Below are 24,390 nucleotides of genomic sequence, written 5' to 3'. Positions count from 1 at the left end.
ATTTAACTTTCGATAACAAACTTAGAATGTGTAAGTGACACCTGTCCACATAATGGCGGAAACATCTTTATTCACCATTGGGCTATCTTTCACTTCACTTGGTAGGCGGTCAACACGGCCCATTGCAAATACCGTCCAATTTTCATCAAAGCGATAATTTCCTGTCACTTCAACGTATGGTGTCCAACTTGAACCTGGGTTATAACGTTTTAAACCGCTATTACGTGATTCTTTTGAAGAAATACCATATTCATAACGGTTTTGGTTCTTGCTATCCCATTTAATACCAAGACCTGGGGTGATTGACCACTTATCACCTTCAAAACCATACAGATAGGCGAATTCACCACGAATACCATTACTGATACCTAGGATATCACCAGAAATATTCGTTCTCAGTGTACCCCAATCAGCGTTATGACGATAAGTCAGCCCCGTCATCACCGTATCACGGCGACGGTCTAATTCACGCATTGCTTTATCATCATTGTCTTTAGGTTTAAAAAATTGCGGGTAATAAAAAGCATCTAATGATAGTTGGTCTTGCGTATCATTCCATAGGTAATAACCAGCTGCTAATGTATGAAAATAGAAGTTCTCACTGTCATAATTAACAATAGGCACTGGCGTGACATAATCACGGCTCTTAATTCCTTTATAAGGTGTTGATTGCGCTAATACTGAACCCCCAACAGACCAAGTTCCAGCAAACGCGGCCCCAGATAACACACTCAAAGCCACAGCAAGTGTCGTTAATTTAATTGCTTTAGACATATATTTAACCTAAAAATAATGAGAAATAGATCACCGCTATATGTTATATCAATATAGCTATAATCCCAATATTCGTAATCAAAATCACATTTAAAGCTAAATTCTAACTGTTTTTAGCGTGATTGATTAATAATTATTCTACTTTATTTTTATAAGAAACAGGAACTCTTTTTGCAAGCGCACAGAGTAGCTCATAACCTATTGTCCCCGCGGCTTGCGCCACCTCATCAACCGGTAAATTTTGCCCCCACATCTCTACTCGCTCACCAAGCTTAACATCGTCACAATCACTGATGTCAATTGTCAGCATATCCATCGAAACCGCGCCCAATAGCGCACAACGTTTACCTTTACACCATACAGGCGTTCCATTTGCAGCATGCCGAGGGTAACCATCGGCATAACCACACGCCACTGTCGCAATACGCATCGGTTTAGTTGATGTAAACCGGCTACCATAACCAATTGATTGACCTGCTGGAATTTCATGGATAGCAATCACTTCTGATTGTAAAGTCATCGCTGCCTTCAAGCCCAACCTAGATATATCAGTAGCTTTTCCACTTGGAGACGCACCATACAGTAAAATACCCGTGCGGACCCAATCATATTGGGTGTGTTTATGCCACAGTGTTGCCCCTGAGTTTGCGATACAGGTTTCTAAAGATAAGTGTTCAAATTGCTGGATTTGTTGAAAAGGCTCAGCAACGCCGGTTTTGGTATCTGAATTAGCAAAGTGACTCATTAACGTTAAACTACGTACATTCGGCATTTTAGATAACCGTCGTACGACATTTTCGTAATCGTTCGGTGGAAAACCTAACCGATTCATTCCACTGTTTAGCTTAATATAGACTGAAATTGGTGATGAAAATTGGGCATTTTCAATGGCGAATAATTGCCACTCACTATGAACACTAGTTGTTAAATTATACTGGTCAATTAATTGTAAATCTTGAGGCTGGAAAAAACCCTCTAACAATAGAATTGGCCCTTTCCACCCTTCTTTTCGCAATAAAATGGCCTCATCAAAATCTAATACCCCAAAGCCATCCGTTTCTTTTAGCGCAGGCCAAATTTGCTTGATGCCGTGACCATAACCGTCTGCTTTCATAACTGACCAAATTTTTGATTTTCCAACATGTTGCCGTACGATAGACAAATTATGTTGTAAATTCTGTAGATGAATGACAGCACTTATTGGGCGCGGCATTTTAATTCCTTAGTACGTTTAATTAATTCTAAAATTACAATAGTATAAAATATCAAACACTTAACGTGCTGGTGTTAAATCACCATGAGTAGTCAGCTTGGTATTAAAACCATCAAGATACCTAAATACCGATAAATCATCAGACGCTATCTCCGGTGTATTCCCTGAAATTAAATCTGCCAGCAGTTTCCCTGCACCACAAGCCATTGTCCAACCCAGTGTCCCATGCCCAGTATTTAAATATAAATTACCGTATGCTGTCGGCCCAACTATTGGAGTACCATCTGGTGTCATTGGACGCAGGCCCGTCCAAAATTGTGCTTGTGCAATATCACCACCGCCTTGATACAAATCTTGTACCACCATTTTCAATGTTTCGCAGCGTTTTTTCAGGATATTCAAATTAAAACCAACAACTTCAGCCATTCCACCAACTCGAATGCGCTGATCAAACCGCGTTACTGCAATTTTGTATGTTTCATCCAAGATGGTGGACATTGGGGAACGCTGTTCATCGATAATTGGCATAGTCAATGAATAGCCTTTGAGTGGATAGACCGGAATTTGAACTAGGCTTTGTAGCATTGAAGTAGAATAAGAACCCATTGCAACGACATATCTGTCCGCATGCAAAATTTCACCATCAATTTTAATGCCACTAACTTTATTTCCTTCTGTTAAAATCTGTTCTACATGGCCACCAAATTTGAATTGAACTCCAGCATTTTGTGCCATCTTTGCCAATTTTTTGGTAAATTGCTGGCAATCCCCTGTTTCATCATTGGGTAATCGCAGCCCACCGGTGAGCTTGTGTTTGACAAATTCTAACGCAGGTTCAGCTTTAACTAATTCATTTGATGCTAATAGTTCGTACGGAACACCTTCTTGCTGTAAGACTGCAATGTCATTCGCTGCATTATCGAACTGCTCAGTAGTACGAAAAAGCTGTAAGGTACCACCCTGACGAGCTTCATATTCGATACCTGTATCTGCTCTTAATTGGCGAATACAATCGCGACTGTATTCGGCGATACGTACCATACGACTTTTATTCATTGCATAATGTTGAATATCGCAATTTTTTAACATCTGCCACATCCAGCGCAACTGAAATAACGTTCCATCTGGGCGTATCGCCAGAGGTGCATGTTTTTCAAACATCCATTTCACGGCTTTAAGGGGGATCCCGGGAGCTCCCCATGGGGTTGCATACCCAGGGGATACTTGCCCTGCATTTGCTGCACTTGTTTCTTCTGCGACATCATGTTGTCTATCCACCACCAGCACTTCGTGCCCTTCTTGTGCTAAATACCATGCTGTTGTTACACCGATCACTCCTGCACCTAACACTAGAATTTTCATAGCTTCCCCACAAAATAAAAGTATGCATCATTTATTTTAGGATAATATTCTAGAAATTATTTGCCAATATGGTGAATTAACACTTTTAACAATACAGATAATAAATCCATTTTGATTCACATCTCATTTACATTACAGATGAATATTCTCACTGAAGATTTTAAGGTTATTTAATATCCTATTGATTTTCAATGCATTAACCCAATAAAATCAATTATTGATGATTTCTTTAACTAATAAATTCAGTATTTAATACTTTAATATTGAAACATTATGTCGCTAACCATTTTTAACAACATTTAACAAAACTAATGATGCTATTTTTTTATCTCTTTAAATTATGATTGTATAGATAATTTGACTGCTCCATCGAATTAGTCATCTTAATAATGAAATAAACTAACCAAATCATCTTATTAATCAATTAGAATTTAGGGTATCCCCATGATTAGAAAAAGAAAATTATTTACCTTATTTATTATTTTATTTTTATCTGCAGGGATGAGTCTTGCCGATGAACTTTGTAAATCATCTCTCGCTTTAAGAACACAAGTTTATGATAAAGGAGATATTATCTGTTTAAGCACTAAACCTATTTCTGTATGCCTCAGCCCTGCCATCGTCATAGACAGTTATCCAGTAAGGGTTGATTACCATTGTTTATTTAAAACTGACCATCCGCTTCCCGATGGTCTGGATTGGACTGATAGAGTGGATTTGGACCTATCACACAAGAAAGTGGATTATTCAGACACGACACTTGCTGCTATGTCCTGTGCGTGCCCCAATAATTGACAACTAGCCTCAAGCCGTTTTAAAGCTTAAAAAACAAAAAAACCAGCCGCAAAAAATTATCAGCTGGTTTAATTGGTGATAGAGTCATTCGAATTTAGCGGATGTGTGCTAAGTCGCTAGGCATATTACCTTGCATACTATGCCAAATAGTGCCACTTTCCTTACCATAATTTCTGACACATTCCATAATACGGTCATAAGCTTGTTCACGACACAAATTAGCCAGTTGCTGATAAAAGTTCAGCGCTAAACGCCTCGCATCTGGGTTAGAAAAATAATAACGGCCTACCCTTGTGTAGAGCCCCTTGAGGCCATTAATGATCAATCCATAGATGGGATTACCTGATGCAAAAGCCAGCCCACGGAACACGTTATAATCCAAATCACTAAAGGCATCTGAATTATCTTCAACTTTTTCCCTACCCGCTAAAACCTCCAATGACTGCTCAGGGTTGTTACGAAATGCAGTACGAATAAAAATTGCAGCGATATTGGTACGTACAGCCAAGAGATTATCAATTAGCTGTGGCACTCTATCGTGATCTAACCGAGCCAATGTCTCCAAAATATTTAGGCCAGACGTTTCCCAATAGTTATTCACTTTAGTTGGCTTACCATGCTGAATGGTTAGCCAGCCGTCACGAGCCAAACGTTGTAACACTTCACGTAAGGTTGTTCGTGTCACACCGATTAATTCCGAGAGCTCGCGCTCCGCGGGTAAAATTGAACCTGGTGGAAAGCGGTTGTTCCATATGCTCTCAATAATATACTCTTCCGCGAAACCAGCCGGACTTTGAGCTTTAATAACCATATTTTTATTATTCCAAACATTTAGACGGATATTGGGCAAATCATACCAGATTGTCATCACCTGATATAGTTAGACTAAAAATAAAGAGTGAAGCAAATCATAGAATTTCCATATAATTCATACATTATCAATTAGCAAATAAGCTTAAAATCCGTAAAAGATAAGAGTAGTATGTATAGCACAATACACGACATCCGCATAAAAGAGGATAACGAACCATAATGGATTTTAGTTTAAAAACGGCTTTTTTGAAAAATTTTCTGGGAAACTCGCCTGATTGGTACAAATTAGCAATTATTATATTTTTAATAATTAACCCTATTATCTTCTATTTTATCAGTCCCTTCGTCGCAGGCTGGTTATTAGTTGTTGAATTTATATTCACATTAGCAATGGCTCTCAAATGTTACCCATTGCAACCCGGTGGCCTTCTCGCTATAGAAGCCGTAATTATCGGCATGACCACCCCTGCACAAATTTCACATGAAATTAGCAATAACCTTGAAGTTATCTTGTTACTGATTTTTATGGTAGCTGGTATCTATTTCATGAAACAATTGCTGCTGTTTGTATTCACCAAACTGTTGATAAACGTGCGTTCTAAACGCATTCTTTCCCTTGCTTTTTGTATGGCGAGTGCATTTTTATCTGCATTTTTAGATGCACTGACCGTTATTGCTGTCGTCATTAGTGTTTCAATTGGTTTTTATTCTATCTATCACCAATATGCCTCTAATCAACCTAGCAACACAGACTTGCAAAATGATGGTTTCATTAAAAGTGCAGAACAAAAACAAACCCTCGAACAATTTAGGGCTTTTTTACGTAGTTTAATGATGCATGCTGGTATTGGTACCGCGCTAGGTGGTGTCATGACTATGGTTGGTGAGCCACAAAATCTCATCATTGCTAAACATGTTGACTGGGATTTCATTACCTTTTATATCCGCATGGCGCCTGTCACTATACCTGTTTTTATTTGTGGCTTAGTCGTCTGTTTTGTTGTGGAAAAATTCAAGTTATTTGGCTACGGTGCTGAACTTCCAGACTCTGTGCGTCAGATTTTAACTGAGCACGATAAAAAACTGACGGCGAAACGCACCAAAAAAGATCTTGCGCAGTTGGTCATTCAGGGCTTAATTGGTATTTGGCTAATTGTCGCCCTTGCTTTCCATTTAGCGGAAGTTGGTCTTATTGGCCTATCCGTCATCGTACTGACAACCGCATTTTGTGGTATCACAGAGGAGCACGCGCTGGGTAAAGCCTTTGAGGAAGCGTTACCATTTACCGCATTACTAACCGTATTCTTTAGCATTGTTGCTGTAATCATTGACCAGCAATTATTCACTCCATTTATTCAGTTTGTGTTGCAATCCTCTGAATCGTCACAATTATCATTGTTCTATCTGTTTAATGGCCTACTTTCTGCCGTGTCAGATAACGTATTTGTAGGGACGGTTTATATTACTGAAGCCTTAAAAGCGGCAAATGAAGGTTTAGTATCAACGGAACAATACCAATTATTAGCTGTCGCAATAAATACAGGGACTAACCTCCCTTCTGTTGCAACACCTAATGGGCAAGCTGCCTTCTTGTTTTTATTAACGTCTGCGTTATCACCTCTGATCCGTTTATCTTACGGCCGCATGGTGTGGATGGCACTGCCATATACCTTCGTAATGACCATTGTTGGGCTATTAGGGGTTGAATTCTGGCTAGTTCCCATCACACATTGGATGGAAAGCATCGGGTTGATTACGTTCGCACAATAACTATACTTTAAACAATTAGCCGTGCACCAATACGGCTAATTGTAATGTTAGGTAAAACCCTCTCTAAAATTGCATTATTTCACTTTAATTGCTTTTTTTATCGGGCCGATAGGGGCAAAATGTGCGCATTACTCAATTAGGATACTAAGTATGTTCAGATTTTTTAACTACTGTTCGCAAGGAAGAGGCGCTTGGCTACTCATGGCATTTATTGCCTTTATGCTCGAGTGCGCGGCTTTATATTTTCAGCATGTTATGAAACTACAACCCTGTGTTATGTGTATCTATGAACGTGTTGCATTACTTGGCATTATGGTTGCTGGCTTAATTGGAGCGATAGCACCACGGAACATGGTCATACGCTGGGTTGCTATTTTTATTTGGGTTTATTCTGCTTGGCGCGGTTTAGACCTTGCATGGGAACATACCATGCTACAACTTTATCCTTCACCATTTGCATCATGTGATTTCTTCGTTAATTTCCCTGATTGGTTACCATTACAAGAGTGGGTACCAGCAGTATTCGAAGCTACGGGTGACTGTGCCGTTAGGCAGTGGGCATTCTTAGGGCTTGATATGCCACAATGGTTAATTGGTATCTTCGTGGCTTATCTCTTAGTTGCAATCATTGTTATCATCAGCCAGTTCTTCCCAGCCAAAAAATAGCCTTTAAACCCCAAATGTTATATTCAACATTTGGGGTTCCTAAGTAATAAAATTAACCTATTGAATGACTCGTTCTAATTTCACAGGGATATTTTTATACGCAGGAATACCACATTGCGGGTCGAAATTATCCAACGAAATTAAATTATTAGCTTCAGGGAAATAAGTGGCAACACTACGGTCTGCCATATCATAAATCACCACAGTGAGGTTATCTAAACGCCGTTTTGTTGGTTTCTGCTCGCGGTCTAATGCGATGAGATTCACTTTATCTCCCGCTTGTAACTTCTGTTTTTGGGCTTCTGCACCACTGATGAAAACAACATCTCGTTGCCCAAACACACCGCGATATCGGTCATTTAATCCATAAATTGTAGTATTATATTGGTCATGGCTACGTAATGTTGCCAAAATGAGTTCACTGTTAACTGCTGAGTTCGGGTCTTCAATAACACCTTCTGTCGGTACAAAGTTAGCTTTGCCTGATTGCGTTAACCAACGACGCTCAGAAGCCGCATTAGTCAGATGGAATCCTCCGGGTATTTTAATGCGTGCATTATAATCATCAAAACCAGGTAATACCGCTTCCATTGCGTCACGAATTAAATCGTAATTGCCGATAAAGTCATCCCATTCAACTTTACTCTGCGGTATTGTCGCTTTAGCTATCCCTGCAATAATCGCACACTCAGATTTAAGATAAGGGCTACACGGTTTAAGTAAACCTTTTGAAGCGTGAACCATCGACATTGAGTCTTCTACGGTCACACATTGCACACCACTGCTTTGCCTGTCTATTTCACTGCGACCTAATACAGGTAATAAAAATGTCTGCTTAGCGGTTAATAAATGGGAGCGATTTAGTTTAGTTGCTGTGTGCACCGCTAAATCAAGCTTTTTCATACCTGCAAAACAAGCGTCTTTATCTGGCATGGCAACTGCTAAGTTTCCGCCCATGCAGATTAAAGCCTTCGCTTTTCCTTCAGAAATGGCTTGCATGCTCGCGACGGCTGCATGACCAAATTCGCTTGGTGGTTTAAAACCAAATCGTTGTTCAATTTTGTCTAAAAAGCTTTTTGACGGTTTTTCCGTAATACCAACGGTTCTATCACCCTGAACATTCGAATGACCACGCAGAGGGCAAATTCCCGCACCTTCCCGACCAATATTACCTTTCAGTAGTAATAAATTAACGAGTTGCTGAACGTTTTGCGTACCATGCTCGTGCTGAGTGATCCCCATGCCATAACAAATAATGGTACTTTTTGCCTCAATATAAAGATCCGCAATCTCTTCGATAGACTCACGCGGTAAGCCAGAAACCCTTAAAATATCTTTCCAACTCGTTGTCAGTAAGTCATTTTTTAAAGCTTCATAACCCTGTGTATGAGTTGATATAAATTCAGTATCAAGAATAGGCTCTTTTCCTGCATCGACTGCAGCTTGGTGTTTTTCAATCAATAACTTCATCACACCTTTAAGTAACGCAGTGTCTCCACCAACACGAACTTTATAATAGTGTCCAGCTAAAGGAGTAGACTCTAACGTGAGCATTTCTACCACGTCTTGCGGGTAGGTAAAACGTTCAAGACCACGCTCTCTTAAAGGATTTATGGCAATGATTTTAGCACCACGTTTAGAAACTTCACGCAATGAGCTCAACATCCTCGGGTGGTTAGTCCCAGGGTTATGACCTATACATATAACTAAATCCGCTTTATCAAAATCGTCCAACAATACTGTCGCCTTGCCGACACCAATAGAGTCAGCAAGACCAACACTCGTTGGTTCATGGCACATATTTGAACAATCAGGGAAATTGTTTGTGCCATATTCACGAGCAAGTAGCTGATATAAGAATGCGGCTTCATTTGAAGTTCGACCTGATGTATAAAATTCAACAGTATTTGGGTCTGAATAACTTTGTAAACGCGTACCTATTTGTTGAAATGCATCTTCCCATTCGATAGGTTCATATTTATCTGTTTGTGAATTGTATTTCATGGGGTGAGTTAAACGCCCTTCATCCTCTAAATGAAAATCATCCCACTCAAGTAATTCTGTTACAGTATATTTAGAAAAAAATTCCGGCGTTGTTTTTTTAGATGTTGCTTCCCAAGCAATTGCTTTTGCACCATTCTCACAAATATCAAATGACGCCGTATGTACTGGGTCAGGCCACGCACAGCCAGGGCAATCAAAGCCGTCTACCTTATTCATTTCAAACATCGCAATTATGTCATGACCCACTTTCATTTGGCCACGTAATGCTTCTGCAACTGCTTTTACAGCCCCCCAACCGGCAGCGGGGCCATCATACTCTTCAATTTTCTTTTTCATTTGGCATTACTCTTTAATAAATGTAAATGTCTTTATATGTGCTTTTATAATTATCTAAAATATTCTTTGTTATTTAATATTAGTAATATCATCGTTAAATATCAATAATTAAAATAAGCACTTAAATAGATGCTCGTAATTAGACGACTTAAGAATAAGAAATGAAAATACAACTCAATAAATGAAAAGATAAATATTAAAACAAAACTAATTTAAATGAATACATATAGTTAATTAACCTCATATTAATGATTAATAAAAGGTTAATTAACTTCATAAAAAGAAGAGTTATATACAAGCACCCGATTGTATAATGTCAACAGCACAACGTTTACCATTCGCAAATTGGCATACAGCTGTTTGTGACCCATTTAATTCTAATGTGAGCGCTGGTAACCCACCCGCTGAAACACAGGCCTCTTGTGCCCCAGGGCCTAAATTGACCACTTGTTGAGCATATTGACTCGCAGAATGTTCCACAGAGTTATCTATGTTTGAGCTACCACACGCAGATAGCATGACAGATATAGCCCCAGTGAGTAACATTGTTAGTACTGGTTTAAAAAATTGATTAACCCTATGCCACATTTTCCTGCTTCTCCAAAGATGCTGCCTGAACATTCTGCAATAACCGTTTAGTGCCCGCCGCTTTTTGAATATAGATTGATGACTAAGACACCAATAATAATTAATAGCATACCAATAATTGCAGGTAAATCGAGTTTTTGGTTGTAAATAAAAATTGCAGCGACAGAAACCAATACAATCCCTAAACCTGACCAAATTGCATAAGCAATACCCAATGGCATGATTTTTACTACCTGCGAAAGCCCCCAAAAAGAGACTGCATAACCGATAATAACAATCAACGATGGCCAAAAACGACTAAAACCATCAGACGCCTTCAGTGTTGTCGTTGCAATAACTTCGGCAATAATAGACATTAATAAAAAACCCAGCCCCTTCATTATATTTCCTTGTTATTAGAATTAGTTATGATAAAACTTATCACTTTTTTGATTATTTACTCAGATAACGATAAAAAGCTCTGTTTATCATTAAAATAACACAGAGCTTTCATCTCGACTTCATGATGAGAATGCGAGTTAGTGATTTGCGGCAACGTCTACTCTATCGTTAAGAGACTCACTATAGCGCTTGAATAAAAAGACACACAAAATGAATGCTATGACACCAATCGCACCGCCAATATAACCAATCTGGGTCATTCCCATATGAACAATAACTTGATTGCCTAACAGTGCGCCAGCACCAATGCCAATGTTAAAAATTCCAGAGAAAATTGACATAGCCAAGTCGGTGGCATCTGGAGATAAATCAATGACCTTAACTTGCATTCCTAAACCAATACACATCATGGCCATTCCCCAGAACACTGATAACATAATCAACGACCAAACATCTCTACCTAATGGCATCAATAATAATAAGCAAATCGTCATAAATGCGATTGCTGCAGGTAAAAATGATAATGAAAATTTGCTGCTGTAGCGACTAAATATTACACTTCCAACAATACCCGCTCCACCAAAAATCAGTAGTAGTAAAGTGGCAAAGTTTTGGCTTTGTAAGGCAACTTCGCGAACAAAAGGTTCAATATAACTGTAAGCCGTAAAATGCGCAGTAACTGCCAAAACGGTTAACGCAAACATTCCAACGAGTGCTGGCCGGTGGAATAGCATCGGCACACTTTTTAACGAGCCTGAATGTTCACTTGGTAAGCGTGGTAAAAAGCGAATCAACACAACCATAGTGAACAATGCTATAACACCAATACCTAAAAATGTCGCTCGCCAACCTAAGAATTGCCCAACTACACGGCCAAGAGGAAGACCTAATACTGTTGCCAATGCCGTTCCCGTCGCTAATAACCCAAGTGCTTGAGCTTTTTTACCCGCAGGAGCAACCCGAATAGCTAAAGATGCCGTAATTGACCAAAAGACTGCGTGAGATAAAGCGACACCAATACGCCCTGCTATTAAAATATCAAAACTCCACGCAAACCCTGAAATGATGTGACTAACAATAAAGATAACAAATAAGAAAGCTAATAATTTGCGACGCTCTATTTTACTGGTTAATAGCATCAAAGGTAACGACATCAAAGCCACAACCCACGCGTAGATTGTTATCATTAATCCAGTATGTGCGACCGTCATGTCAAAGCTTTTTGCAATATCACTGAGTAATGCAACAGGCACAAACTCTGTTGTGTTAAAAACAAATGCAGCAACTGCTAATGCTATTACACGGATCCAAGCTGTTTTTCTAGAAACTTGCGTCATATTTCTCTTAGCCTTCACTTTCCCACAAATAATAGATGCCAACGGCTTAACCGTATGTAAAAAATGCTGCGAAAGGATATTGGTATTTAGTACAGGATTGAGTCGTTACTGAGCAATCTATATTGCTAACAACACTTTTTTGTGAATTGTATCACAATTTTTCATTACTCATAAAGGTTCCCTTGATCTATTGGCAAGAAAAATATCATGCCTACTTATTTTTATTTCCCCAACTATACCATTTAACTATTTGTTTAAATTTAAGCCACTTACCTGAATATTTATTACATTCAGTTATCTGAAAACACATCGCATTACTTTCTATGCTACAATCTCACTATTATTTTTTATGCTCAAAGGACCGCTTTAATGAAAAACCATTTTCCAACTGAACCTAACGTTAATACTTTAGCGGATGAAGTGACTTGTCTTAAAAATTTACTGACACATATGCTAAAAGCTATCGGCCAAGCGGATGCAGGTAAAATCTTAATTAAGATGCAGCGCGAAATTGCACAAATGGAAGACGAAAAGCAAGCAGAAACCTACAAAAATACGTTAGAACAGATAAAAACAGGGTATCGCCAATAGATTATTTAGCGATAAATGCTATTTTAAGGATATACCTACTGTTAAGTGGTTTAAACTGCACAAATAACTAAGTTTTAATCGTGAAAATCATCTATCTTTATTCATGAATTAAACCATTCTTTATTCATTTAGCTCCCCCTTCAGAACCCTATGAAGGGGGCTTTTTTTTCTACAGCTTATGTATTATTGCGTTTATAAATATCTTGGCAATGCTGAATGTATTCATCAACTGTTGTATCGTCGGTTTGCTTATCCCAACTTTTTTGCTCTTCAAAAGCCCACACTTGAAACGTTTGTCCAAAGTTAGCCCCTGACATACCAACTTGCTTATACACCCGATGGTAAAAACCTTGCTCAGAACGATAGATCTCAAATTTAAACGGAACTAACCTAGCGGGGTTTGTCGTTGTCAAAAAATCATTACCAAATAATAACGTTTTCTCAAGAATATCCATTCTATCCCCTTGTTTAATTTATAAAATACGTATGGTTTACACGATCTATTATAAGCATAGCGCATTTAAGGCAATTCCGTGATTTTACCTATAAAAATATATGATTTACATACTATCCATAGAGAAGATTGATGAATAACGGGAGATATTGACGAAATAATAAGCTTCACTATTAAAATGAAGCTTATTATCGCTGGTTTATGATTTGTTGTCGTAGAACTGTTTTGCCATATCAATGCTGTCTGCATTCACATCATTTATATGGTCACGTGTTAACCGATAAACAACGGGGCTTAACAGCAACAAGGCAATCAAATTAGGGATCGCCATCATGGCATTTAATGTATCTGCCAATAACCAAACAAAATCAAGTGATTGTGTTGCACCGATAGGTAAAGCAATCAACCATAACACTCTATATGGCTTTATCGCACGCAACCCAAATAAATATTGCACACATTTTTCGCCATAAAAACTCCAACCCAGAATAGTGGTAAATGCAAATATGGCTAATGCGATAGCAACAATATAATTTCCACCTGGTATTGCCGTTTGGAATGATGATGCGGTTAATGTCGCTCCTGTTTCACTAGTCAACCACCCACCAGTTATAATGATAGTTAACCCCGTGACAGAACACACAATGATAGTATCAATAAATGTCCCTAACATCGCAATAAGTCCTTGGCGAATAGGGTTTTGTGTTTTTGCAGCGGCATGGGCGATAGGTGCACTACCCAAACCAGCTTCATTGGAAAATACGCCTCGTGCAACCCCAAAACGGATTGCAGCCCATACTGCCGCCCCCGCAAACCCACCTTGGGCAGCAACTGGGTTAAAGGCCGAAGTAACAACCAGTGAAAGTGCCGCAGGGATCTCAGTAAAATAAATGCCAAGTACAATGACACCCGCACCAAAATAGGCAACGGTCATAAATGGGACAAGTTTTCCTGCAACATCAGAGATACGTTGCAGCCCACCAATCAACACCGCACCAACTAATAAAACTAAAACCCCGGCGGTCAACCATTTATGCACACCAAAGTTACTTTCTAGTACATCTGCCACTGAGTTCGCTTGTACTGTATTTCCGATACCAAAACTGGCACATGCACCAAAAAAGGCAAACAATGTTCCCAACCAAATCCATTTAGGGCCTAAGCCATTTTTAATGTAGTACATTGGCCCACCAATATACTGGCCATATTTATCCACTTCACGAAAACGAACAGCTAACACAGCCTCAGAGTATTTTGTTGCCATTCCTACCAATGCCGTCATCCACATCCAAAATAATGCGCCAGGCCCGCCCATGACAACTGCCGTCGCAACCCCGGCAATATTCCCCGTACCGATAGTTGCTGATAACGCTGTCATTAATGCATTAAAAGGTGATATTTGCCCCTCACCGCGTGATTCGTTCTTTTGAAATAATAACTTAAAACCTGTTCCAATTTTTCTTATCGGTAAAAATGCGAGCCGGATTTGCATATATATACCAACGCCTAAGATCCCAACAAGCATTGGTACTCCCCATACCACCCCATTTAGTTCACTTAACCACGTAGTTATCAAATCCATCCTACCCCCAATTAACTCGTATTAATTAACAAAGCAATCAAATTAATAACAATTTCTTATCAATTTAATAAAGATTAAAAGTGGCATAAAAGCGAATTAAATTTCAATAATTCATCATTTAAAGTAGAAGATTGTGAGTAAGCTCACTTGTGGTTTATCGATTACAGTTATTAATACAATTAATTGCGAATCGAAATTAAGATTGAGTTTGTTAGATACGAATGAGTATTTTGAGGGAATATATTTTACATATTGTATCAATAAAAATGCCCAGTAATTAAACTATTACTGGGCAGATGCTAAAATTATTGTCTGTATAAAGCTAACTTAGACTCATTATCTCGGCTACTTTAAATATTCACCTGAGCGCAATGCTTCAATACGTTTGTCTAATGGCGGGTGTGATAAAAATAACTCACTAAATGCTTTACCACGACCATTAATACAAAACGCCATCAAACGGCCTTCTTCTTGTGGCTCATAGCTCGTTTTTAACCGTTGCAAAGCAGCTATCATCTTTTCACGACCAACTAATTTCGCCGAACCAGCATCCGCATGGAACTCACGATAACGAGAGAACCACATAGTGATGATGCTCGCCAAAATACCGAATACGATTTCAAGCACCATAGAAACCGCGAAATAAACCATTGGGTTACCATTGCTACTCTCACTTTCGTTATCACTGTTGGACATAAAACCTGCCGCAACCTGTGCAATTATACGCGAAATAAAGATAACGAACGTATTCACGACACCTTGTAATAAAGTCATCGTCACCATGTCGCCATTGGCAATATGGCTAATTTCATGAGCAATAACCGCTTCCGCTTCATCACGGCTCATATTTTCTAATAACCCAGTACTCACCGCGACAAGTGAAGCATCTCGACGGGCACCTGTTGCGAACGCGTTGATATCTGGCGCATGATAGATAGCCACTTGTGGCATTTGAATGCCAACTTGTTGTGCTTGGCGCTCAACGGTTGAGACTAACCATTGTTCCGTTTGGTTACGTGGAGTTTCGATAACTTCGCCACCGACTGATTTCAGCGCCATCCATTTAGACATTAATAGTGATATGAAAGCACCACCAAAGCCAAATAGACCAGCCATGATCATCAGACCTTGAACACTACTACCACGGATCCCAGTTAAGCTTAGGATTATCCCAAACACAAACATAACCGCTAAGTTCGTGAGTAAGAATAAAGCAATTCTCATCATTTTTTATGTATTCCTTGGTAAAAACAAATATACGTAGAATTTACTTTATAAATAAGGTTTTTTCACACTTTTTCAAGTGCATTAACGCGAAAACCCTAAAAAATAACATAACTTTACATAGCTATGCTAAAAACTCATTATCATAATCTAAATAAATTATAACTTCTTACGATAAAAATTTAACCATTTGTTTTTAAAGGTTCATTTAATAACCATTTAAATTTAAAGTTAATTTTAATTGAAACGATAAAGCTGTTTGGTCAATCACCAAAAGCAATTTAGTGTATTTATCTATCTTATCACTCATTTTGTTCACCAAATGAATGAATATTCATTTTTACTTTCATTCTATTAAAAAATAATGCCACATTAAGTGGCACTATTTTGTTCTATCTCGATCTGTTGTTTTGTTCTAAGGCTAATTAGTTTTTTCTTTAGTCGATTTTGTTACTTTATCTTTTGCTGTTTTAGCCGATTCTTTATCTTTGGCTTTAGACGCTTTTTCTTTTACTGCTTTGGCCGACTCTTTATCTGCGGCTTTAGGCGCTTTTTCTTTTACTGCTTTGGCCGACTCTTTATCTGCGGCTTTAGGCGCTTTTTCTTTTACTGCTTTGACCGACTCTTTATCTGCGGCTTTAGACGCTTTTTCTTTTACTGCTTTAGCTGACTCTTTATCTTTGGCTTTAGGCGCTTTTTCTTTCACCTCTTTAACTTCTTTATCCGCTGTTTTAGAGGCCTTTTCTTTTACTGTTTTAGCAGTACCAGATGCTTTGTCACTGGCCTTGTTGGCTTTATCAGAAGCTGTTTTGCCGGCTTTATCACTCGTACTTTTTATTGAATCAGATACAGACGGTTTACTTGGTTGCTTGGCAACACCTGCACCAATCACAGCACCAGCGGCTTTCGCTTTGCTGTTGATATCATTTTTTAGTTCAATAGTACACACTTGCTCTGAGCGACTCGTAGAACCATCATTACAAATAAATTTACCACCTTCACAGCGATCAATTCCCCCTTTACTTCCAGAACAAGGGTAGTTTCTTGCATTCGCTGTGTTAATAGATGCAACCATCATTACACTCACTGCTATTAATCCTACAAATAATTTACGCATGGTATTGCCTCGTTGCTAAGGAATCTATACCAAAAGTTTAGGATAAATTAAGTAAAGGTAAAGAAACCTATAGTTAATTATTAATTTCAGTCAGTCATTTTAAAAAATAAAGTAAACACAGCATAAAACTGCATCTATCTAGGGGATACTTGCTAAAAAAATTCAAATTAACAATACGTTATTGTTCAGTTTCTGTTTTGCTGTATGTATTTAGATTGTATTGAAAAGACACAAAAATTAAGCCAGCTTAATGCTGGCTTAACCCGACAAATAATAAGAGGGATATTATTTATTATTTGATAATAGCTTAGTGTGCTGATTCGCTAAGTCGATCGCCATTTTCACCGTTTCATCAAGGTATGGGTCTGGTCCTTCATAATCTTTTGGCAGATCATCAATTGATTTCAATAGCGGCTTGCCTTCCCGAGTATTACGTTCGTTTATACGTTTCAGTTTTGTCGCTTCAATTTCAGAATCTTCTTTTTGACGTTCAGCATAGTTGAGTGAAATAAGATTCTTACTTTCTTTGTTTACTTTATAGCGTGCAATGTCTTCATCAATATAATTGAATTCAGGGTCTTTGCTAATACGCGCCAAATGCTGCGTTTTTATTAACGATAAATCAGAAGAAACATCACCAACAGGCGTGTATTTTGCCGGTGGAATGCTATCCCATGGCAATGCGTTGTCCTCGAAACTTTCACCCGTTTCTGCGGGATCTTGGCCTGTTGGCATGACTACATCAGGGGTGACCCCTTCACGCTGTGTACTCCCACCATTAACCCGATAAAACTTCTGAATAGTATACTGAACAGAACCTAAGGAAGGCCATTCTGGCTTCAGCATTTGGTCGTAAACACGACTCAAACTACGGTGTTGCTGAACTGTTCCCTTACCAAATGTCGGCTCACCAACAATCATCGCCCTACCATAATCTTGCATTGCCGCAGCAAAAATCTCAGATGCAGATGCACTAAAACGGTCAACTAAAACAACGAGAGGACCTTTATAGTAAATAACGTCGTCGTCATCGATATCTTGGCGAACTTGGCCATTGTTATCACGAACTTGGACAATCGGCCCTTGTGGAATGAACAAACCAGATAAAGAGACTGCTTCAGTTAATGCTCCGCCACCATTACCACGTAAATCAATAATCAATGCGGAAACATTATCTTTTGCCATGTTTTGCAATTGAGTTTTAACATCATTCGTTAAACCAACATAAAAACCTGGAATATCCAAAACAGCAATTTTATCTTTACCTTGCTGTTTTATTGTCAGCTTGACAGCTCGGTCTTCTAGCCGGATCTGCTCCCGAACTATGGTGACTATATGAGGTTTCGCCCCTTTAGTATCAGAAACGACTTCCAACCGAACTTTACTTCCTTTCGGGCCTTTAATTAAAGCAACCACATCATCAAGCCGCCAGCCAACCACATCAACAATAGGTTTACCCGTTTGGCCTACACCGATAATTTTATCGCCGACTTTTAGCTCTTTGCTTTTAGCTGCTGGGCCCCCAGCAACCAATGAGTTGATAACCGTATTTTCATCATCTTGCTGTAAGACCGCACCAATTCCTTCTAATGATAAACTCATTTCTGAATTGAATTGTTCAGTATTACGAGGCGATAGATAACTTGTGTGTGGATCGATTTCACGAGCAAAAGAGTTAACTATCAATTGAAAAACATCTTCACTTTGCGCTTGCGTTAAACGTCGCAACGCAAAATTATAACGTTTCGTCAATTTTTCTTTGATTTCTTTATCATCTTTGCCTGATAGTTTTAAATTCAACCAGTCATAACGGACTTTTTGGTCCCATAGACGATCAAGTTCTTGCTTATCTTTAGGCCACGGTGCTTTAGAACGGTCAACTTCAATGGAGTCTGTCGCATTTAAATCGATAGGTTGCTCTAAACGAGCCAACGCATATTTAAAACGCTCGAAACGTCTTTCCTGAGACAGATTATACAGGTCATAGAACGTATCTAATTTGCCATCCTCAAGCCACTGACCTGCTTTGCCCTTATCTTTGGCATATTGGTCAATATCGGATTGAAGTAAAACATTATGGCCGAAATCTAACATATTAAGATAACGATCAAATATTTTCTCAGAAAACGCACTGTCTAAATCAAATTGGCGGTAATGTGAACGAGTGAATCGAGATGTCACTCTCTCACTCACCGTACCGTGCTGTGCACTCTGCTTTAAGACTGGTAACTGAGCCGCAGTGACCGGAGTCACTGCTTGAGTATTAGCTATTGCACTGCCAAAAGTCGCTAGGCTGACCACCAGTGCAATTTTAAGAAGTTTGTTCATGACCTGATTGACCTCCGTATCAGAACTTTAAATGTTCCGCGCGTACAATCATTGCCAGCCCTGTTGGCAATTGAACCCTAACACCATCTTTCGCAATTTCTAAAACAGAGGCGTCCATCACACTGGTACCGACTTTGACTTTCAAAGTTTGACCAATTTGGAGTGTGTTGATGTCAGTCACTGATTTCAGATTTTGCTCTGGTGCAGGTGTATTACGGCGAGGGGCTTTAGCTGATGTATTTTGCGAGCGTTCTTTATTGTCTGTTGGACGGCGGCGAGGCGCTTTTTGTTTAGTTGCGTCTTGTGTACGTGGTGTTTTATCACCCGTTTTTTGTGCAACTGGACGTTTTTGCGCTTTTTGTTCAGCACGCTGTGCTTGAACGCGAGCTTTCGCCTCGGCTAATTGTTGGCGCGCATGTGCAATATGTTCTGCATCTAATTCACCACAATCTTCACCGTTTAGGTCAACTCGTTTAGCGCCCTCTTTAACACCGTAGAGATAACGCCAGCTAGAAGTGTACATGCGTAATGCAGAACGCAATTGCGTTTTGCTAATACCATCTTCTTCTTTTAAGCACCCTACGATATCTTGAAAAATTCCGACTTTTAACGGACGTGCTTCGCCTTCAGCGATAAAACAGCGAGGAAAACGCTCTGCTAGAAATGCGATAACTTCTTTACTACTATTCAACTTAGGTTGATTTTCCATGAAATTTCCTGATAACAACGATTTTGCCAACCTCACGGGCATGAACAAGCCGACATTATAATCGTGTTGCTGACAATTGCCACGTTACTATTAATTTAACTGACCATTATTTAGTGATATTTAGGCATAGAACACATTGCCAGGTGTTGACACAACTGGTTTACAAGGTGCTGTAGCCCTTTTTCGTCTTCATGGTCGAATTGGCTAATATTTGGGCTATCTATATCTAAAACCCCGATAATTTGCCCATTAACTACCAAAGGAAAGACAATTTCAGCGTTACTTGCTGCATCACAGGCAATATGACCTGGGAATGCATGAACATCTTCGATACGCTGAACTTGGTTATTGCTAAACGCTGTTCCACACACGCCTTTACCAAAAGGGATCCGAACACACGCAACTTTACCTTGGAAAGGACCCAGTACTAATTCTTGCCCATTACTGAGATAAAAACCAGCCCAGTTAACCCCTTCTAAACAGTCATATAATAATGCACTGGTATTTGCTAAGGTTGCAATTAAATCATATTCCCCTGCAAGTAGCGCAGAGAGATTGTCTGAAAGTTCGTGATAATACTTCTTTTTATCCATAATTATTTCTTGTAATAATCAAGTAATTAATCAAATATTTGTAAGCGTAGCCCTAAGGTTACCAATTTGTCACTTTGAGGTAAATTTTTTTACACTAGATTACATCGAGGTAACCAACTAAAATGAGTCAATATGAACCACATTAATCACACTGATTTGCTTTTTCAACGTTGTAATCATTGCGATCAGAAGTTACTAACTCCTCGATTCAACATACGGCAAGTTGTTGTTTGCCCTCGCTGTTTTAGTCAACTTAATGATGGGCGTTCTTGGTCACTCAACCGTTTATCAATACTGGCTATCACTTTATTGATGCTTGCCCCTATTGCATTTTGGCAACCACTCATTTCTATTCACTTATTAGGAAGCCAAATCAATGCAAATGTCATTGAAGGTATTCGCTTAATTAATCAACAAGGGGATCCATTTACGGCCAGTATAGTGGCTTTTTGTGCTATTGCAGCCCCATTAATATTACCCATTTTGATTTTATTGTTATCTATTGGTCAGTATATCAATTTGAATCTCCGGCCTATTCTTTTAGTATTAAGTCACATTAAAGAATGGGTTATGTTAGATGTTTACCTTATCGCGCTAGGCATTGCTGCGATTAAAATGCAAGATTATGCGAGTGTTTTCATTGGACATGGTTTAATCGCTTTTATTACCATGTCTATTCTCAGTATATTAATCCTCATCCACATAAACTTAGATGAGCTATGGAACAAATTTTATCCCATTAATAATAAAAAAGTACAAGATAACTTACTGGTCTGTACAGCATGTCATTATTGCGGCCCTACAACTAGCAATGAAAAATGCCAACGCTGTCATCGCCCTCTTCACTATCGTGAACCGCATAGTTTACAAAAAACATGGGCCGCACTAATTGCTGCCATGGTGCTATTATTTCCTGCTAATTTAATGCCAATCTCTATTTTTTATCTCAATGGGCAACGTTTAGAGGACACTATTTATTCTGGAGTCGTTTCTTTAATTGATTCAGGTAATTGGCCAATTGCAATTATTGTATTCATCGCCAGTATATTGGTTCCCTTTATTAAGATTATTATTATGATATTGCTACTGTTTTCCATCCACTTCAAAAGCAATACTGACCCTATTTTACGTATGAAATTACTTAGGTTTGTTTCATGGATTGGTCGTTGGTCCATGCTAGATTTATTTGTCATTGCTTTGATGATGACACTCGTTAATCGCGATCAATTGATGTCTTTTACTATGGGGCCTGCCGCACTGTATTTTGGTACAGCCGTTATTTTAACAATTTTGGCTGTTGAGTGGTTAGATAGCCGTTTAATTTGGGATTCTTATGGAAAATCAAAACCCGCAAAGTGAACCCTCTGAAGAAATATCAGAAGCTCTATTACGTAAACGCAAACATATTTCGCCTTTCTGGTTTTTGCCTTTAGTCGCTATTTTCATTGCCGGTTGGCTTTTGTTTCAGCATTGGGTTGAACGAGGAACGGATATTACTATTGAGTTCACATCTGCACCCGGAGTAGTTGCTAACCGAACACCTATCCGCTACCAAGGTGTTGAAGTTGGTTTGGTGCAATCTGTTGCTATCAGTAAAAATATGAAAACCATTATTGTTACTGCTAGTGTGAATAAAGACATGCGTCCAGCCTTGAATTCAGGAACTAAATTTTGGTTAGTGACCCCCAAGGCATCATTAGCAGGCGTTTCTGGCCTTGATGCGTTAGTTGGTGGGAACTACATTGGTATGTTACCAAGCACGGGAACAGAGCAATTCTCTTTTGTTGCACAGGATACGCCACCGCAGCTAAACATAGATAAAGGTGAATTACTTATTCACCTTACTGCGCCAGATTTAGGTTCATTAAACGAAAACTCTCCGATTTATTACCGGAAAGTACCTGTTGGTTATATTTCAGACTATACCATTTTGCCAGATAACCAAGGTGTTTCCATTTCTGCTGTTATCAAAAAACCGTATGCTCACTTAGTACGTAAAGAGAGTCAGTTTTGGAATGTATCTGGGTTACAAGGTAGCTTCGACCTTAAATCTGGAGCCAGTGTAAAAATGGAAAGCCTTTCTGCTGTGATAAATGGCGCCATTGCTTTTGACTCACCACAAAGCAGTCCTCAAGCAGAAGAAGGACAACAATTTGTTCTGCAAGATAGTAAAAAAATAGCCAAAACTGCAGAACAAGACGGTAAAGACCCCCTCATGCTAACACTTTGGGCACATGACACTTATGGTGTCGATAAAGGCCAGCCCATTGTTTATAAAGGCATTCAAGTTGGTGAGGTGTTACAGCGTCACCTGGCAACTGAAAAAGTGAATTTTAGTATCTTAATCTATGATGAGTTCCAGCACCTTGTCCGTGAAGACAGTAAATTTGTTGCAAATAGCCGAGTGGATATCCAATTAGGCCTTAATGGATTACAATTCCAAGGCGCTACCCCCCAAGAATGGTTAGATGGCGGGATTCACCTGATAGCTGGACAAAGCCAAGATAAACTTCCCGAAACCTTTCCTTTATATCGTAGTGATGATAATGCAAAAGCGGGTATTTTAGGCGCTTTACCGCCTACAACTATCACCCTAAATACCACGACACTACCAGACATTCAGGCCGGTTCTATTGTTCTTTATCGCCAATTTGCAGTCGGCAAAATCATTGACATTAAACCAACTAAAGCTGGGTTTGCTATCAATGTAAATATTTCAAATGAATATCTTCATTTACTCACAGAAAATAGTGTATTTTGGGCTGAAGGCGGCGCCAAAGTTCAGCTTAATAGCAATGGTTTAACCGTTCAAGCTGCGCCTCTGAGCCGAGCGATTAGCGGTGCAATTAGCTTTGATAACCTAGATGGTGGCGTCGCCAATACTGCTCGACAACACACGCTTTACCCAAATGAAACATCTGCGAAGGCAATAGGAAGCATTATTACGCTAACCACGTTTGATGCATCAAAGCTTTCCGAAGGCATGCCAATCCGTTATTTAGGTATTAATATTGGTCAAATTGAATCATTAAAATTGTCATCTGACAAACGTGAAGTACAAGCAAAAGCAATTCTATACCCCGAATATGTCAGTACCTTTACCCGGTTAGGAAGTCGCTTCGCTGTGGTAACACCTGAATTATCCCCTGCGGGTTTAAATAATTTAGATAGCATATTGCAGCCTTATATCAGTGCTGAACCGGGACGTAACAGTAAAAGCCGTTATCAATTTGAATTACAAACTGCCAATATTACAGACTCGCGTTATCTAGACGGCTTAACTATTTACCTTGATGCTATTGATGTAGGCGCAATCCAAATTGGTACACCTATTTTGTTTAGGGGCCTAGAAGTCGGTGTTGTTACAGGTCTTTATTTGGGAGAGCTTTCCGATCGCGTATATGTTGCGACACGTATTGGCAAGGAATACCAATATCTTATTCGCAATAATACCGAGTTTTGGCAGTCTTCCGGTTTTAACTTTTCATTTGGTTTAACCGGTGGCGTTGCCAAAAGCGGGACTTTCAAGCAATTTGTACGTGGCGGTATTTCCCTTGCTACACCGCCGTCAGTGCCTCTAGCCCCACAAGCTAGGCCTGAACAGCATTTCATCCTAAAATTAGAGCCCCCTAAAGATTACGTGGACTGGGGAACATCTATCCCGAAAAAATAATCACTATTAGGGTGCATATTAACCATATATAGCACCCTTTCCTCACAAGCACCTTAAAAATTATTTTGGAAATTAATTCC

21 protein-coding genes are annotated in these 24,390 nt (G+C 39.1%); 6 read left to right on the top strand and 15 right to left on the bottom strand.

Features of this window, described 5'->3' with window-relative positions; translation table 11 throughout:
• Positions 1-21: 21 nt before the first annotated feature.
• The 3 genes from FVA69_RS10335 to FVA69_RS10325 all read right to left on the bottom strand — a co-directional run bounded on the left by FVA69_RS10335 (position 22) and on the right by FVA69_RS10325 (position 3,349).
• Positions 22-774, bottom strand: coding sequence for a MipA/OmpV family protein (locus tag FVA69_RS10335; protein WP_004911202.1), 753 nt, complete (start codon positions 772-774; stop codon positions 22-24).
• A gap of 133 nt (positions 775-907) precedes the next feature.
• Positions 908-1,987 (bottom strand): alanine racemase, encoded by a 1,080-nt coding sequence (gene alr / locus FVA69_RS10330; protein ID WP_164528807.1) that lies wholly within the window; start codon positions 1,985-1,987, stop codon positions 908-910.
• A gap of 60 nt (positions 1,988-2,047) precedes the next feature.
• Positions 2,048-3,349, bottom strand: coding sequence for a D-amino acid dehydrogenase (locus FVA69_RS10325; protein WP_164528806.1), 1,302 nt, complete (start codon positions 3,347-3,349; stop codon positions 2,048-2,050).
• Between the two features lie 444 nt (positions 3,350-3,793).
• Between FVA69_RS10325 and FVA69_RS10320 the strand changes: the two genes are divergently transcribed.
• Positions 3,794-4,144, top strand: coding sequence for a hypothetical protein (locus FVA69_RS10320; RefSeq protein WP_164528805.1), 351 nt, complete (start codon positions 3,794-3,796; stop codon positions 4,142-4,144).
• A 94-nt stretch (positions 4,145-4,238) separates the two neighbouring features.
• On the opposite strand, the gene fadR is transcribed toward FVA69_RS10320, so the two are convergent.
• Positions 4,239-4,955 (bottom strand): fatty acid metabolism transcriptional regulator FadR, encoded by a 717-nt coding sequence (gene fadR, locus FVA69_RS10315; protein ID WP_004911211.1) that lies wholly within the window; start codon positions 4,953-4,955, stop codon positions 4,239-4,241.
• Between the two features lie 221 nt (positions 4,956-5,176).
• On the opposite strand from fadR, the gene nhaB reads away from it, so the two are divergent.
• Both nhaB and dsbB read left to right on the top strand, forming a co-directional pair.
• Positions 5,177-6,727 (top strand): sodium/proton antiporter NhaB, encoded by a 1,551-nt coding sequence (gene nhaB / locus FVA69_RS10310; protein ID WP_109913260.1) that lies wholly within the window; start codon positions 5,177-5,179, stop codon positions 6,725-6,727.
• 150 nt (positions 6,728-6,877) lie between these two features.
• On the top strand, positions 6,878-7,393 hold the full coding sequence (gene dsbB / locus FVA69_RS10305) for a disulfide bond formation protein DsbB (protein WP_164528804.1): 516 nt from the start codon (positions 6,878-6,880) through the stop codon (positions 7,391-7,393).
• Between the two features lie 57 nt (positions 7,394-7,450).
• Here the strand turns inward: dsbB and FVA69_RS10300 are convergent, their stop codons facing one another.
• The 4 genes from FVA69_RS10300 to FVA69_RS10285 form a co-directional block, all read right to left on the bottom strand.
• A complete protein-coding gene (locus tag FVA69_RS10300) occupies positions 7,451-9,733 on the bottom strand; it encodes an FdhF/YdeP family oxidoreductase (RefSeq protein WP_004911217.1) in 2,283 nt (760 codons plus the stop codon).
• A gap of 288 nt (positions 9,734-10,021) precedes the next feature.
• A complete protein-coding gene (locus tag FVA69_RS10295) occupies positions 10,022-10,321 on the bottom strand; it encodes a DUF333 domain-containing protein (protein WP_164528803.1) in 300 nt (99 codons plus the stop codon).
• A 47-nt stretch (positions 10,322-10,368) separates the two neighbouring features.
• The gene (locus FVA69_RS10290) at positions 10,369-10,701 is read right to left on the bottom strand and encodes an SMR family transporter (protein WP_004911220.1); all 333 of its coding nucleotides are present in this window, start codon (positions 10,699-10,701) and stop codon (positions 10,369-10,371) included.
• Positions 10,702-10,839: 138 nt separating this feature from the next.
• Positions 10,840-12,039: a sugar transporter gene (locus tag FVA69_RS10285; protein WP_110731964.1), complete on the bottom strand. Its 1,200-nt coding sequence runs from the start codon at positions 12,037-12,039 to the stop codon at positions 10,840-10,842.
• A 369-nt stretch (positions 12,040-12,408) separates the two neighbouring features.
• Here FVA69_RS10285 and FVA69_RS10280 point away from each other — a divergent pair, with 369 nt between their 5' ends.
• Positions 12,409-12,630: a DUF2594 family protein gene (locus tag FVA69_RS10280; RefSeq protein ID WP_102138673.1), complete on the top strand. Its 222-nt coding sequence runs from the start codon at positions 12,409-12,411 to the stop codon at positions 12,628-12,630.
• Between the two features lie 176 nt (positions 12,631-12,806).
• On the opposite strand, the gene FVA69_RS10275 is transcribed toward FVA69_RS10280, so the two are convergent.
• From FVA69_RS10275 to FVA69_RS10245, 7 genes are all read right to left on the bottom strand, one after another.
• Entirely contained in the window at positions 12,807-13,085 is a 279-nt protein-coding gene (locus tag FVA69_RS10275; protein WP_004911225.1) for a hypothetical protein, read from the bottom strand.
• Positions 13,086-13,283: 198 nt separating this feature from the next.
• Complete coding sequence (locus tag FVA69_RS10270; protein WP_164528802.1) at positions 13,284-14,666, bottom strand: alanine/glycine:cation symporter family protein; 1,383 nt, start codon at positions 14,664-14,666, stop codon at positions 13,284-13,286.
• A gap of 345 nt (positions 14,667-15,011) precedes the next feature.
• Entirely contained in the window at positions 15,012-15,893 is an 882-nt protein-coding gene (gene htpX, locus FVA69_RS10265) for a protease HtpX (protein ID WP_004911228.1), read from the bottom strand.
• A gap of 418 nt (positions 15,894-16,311) precedes the next feature.
• The gene (locus tag FVA69_RS10260) at positions 16,312-17,007 is read right to left on the bottom strand and encodes a cell envelope biogenesis protein TolA (protein ID WP_110731966.1); all 696 of its coding nucleotides are present in this window, start codon (positions 17,005-17,007) and stop codon (positions 16,312-16,314) included.
• Between the two features lie 285 nt (positions 17,008-17,292).
• Positions 17,293-19,335 (bottom strand): carboxy terminal-processing peptidase, encoded by a 2,043-nt coding sequence (gene prc, locus FVA69_RS10255; RefSeq protein ID WP_004911231.1) that lies wholly within the window; start codon positions 19,333-19,335, stop codon positions 17,293-17,295.
• 19 nt (positions 19,336-19,354) lie between these two features.
• The gene (gene proQ, locus FVA69_RS10250) at positions 19,355-20,044 is read right to left on the bottom strand and encodes an RNA chaperone ProQ (protein ID WP_004911233.1); all 690 of its coding nucleotides are present in this window, start codon (positions 20,042-20,044) and stop codon (positions 19,355-19,357) included.
• A gap of 110 nt (positions 20,045-20,154) precedes the next feature.
• Positions 20,155-20,637, bottom strand: a complete 483-nt coding sequence (locus FVA69_RS10245) for a GAF domain-containing protein (RefSeq protein WP_004911236.1) — start codon at positions 20,635-20,637, stop codon at positions 20,155-20,157.
• Between the two features lie 132 nt (positions 20,638-20,769).
• On the opposite strand from FVA69_RS10245, the gene yebS reads away from it, so the two are divergent.
• Positions 20,770-21,996, top strand: coding sequence for a membrane integrity lipid transport subunit YebS (yebS, locus tag FVA69_RS10240; protein ID WP_110731968.1), 1,227 nt, complete (start codon positions 20,770-20,772; stop codon positions 21,994-21,996).
• On the top strand, positions 21,971-24,310 hold the full coding sequence (locus FVA69_RS10235; RefSeq protein WP_110731969.1) for a PqiB family protein: 2,340 nt from the start codon (positions 21,971-21,973) through the stop codon (positions 24,308-24,310). Before yebS ends, FVA69_RS10235 begins: the two co-directional genes overlap by 26 nt.
• Positions 24,311-24,390 lie beyond the last annotated feature (80 nt).

The sequence above is a fragment of the Providencia sp. PROV004 genome (assembly GCF_011045615.1).
GTDB lineage: Bacteria > Pseudomonadota > Gammaproteobacteria > Enterobacterales > Enterobacteriaceae > Providencia > Providencia rettgeri.
Note: the sequence above shows the minus strand (reverse complement) of the source record. Positions and strands in the feature narration are given on the sequence as shown.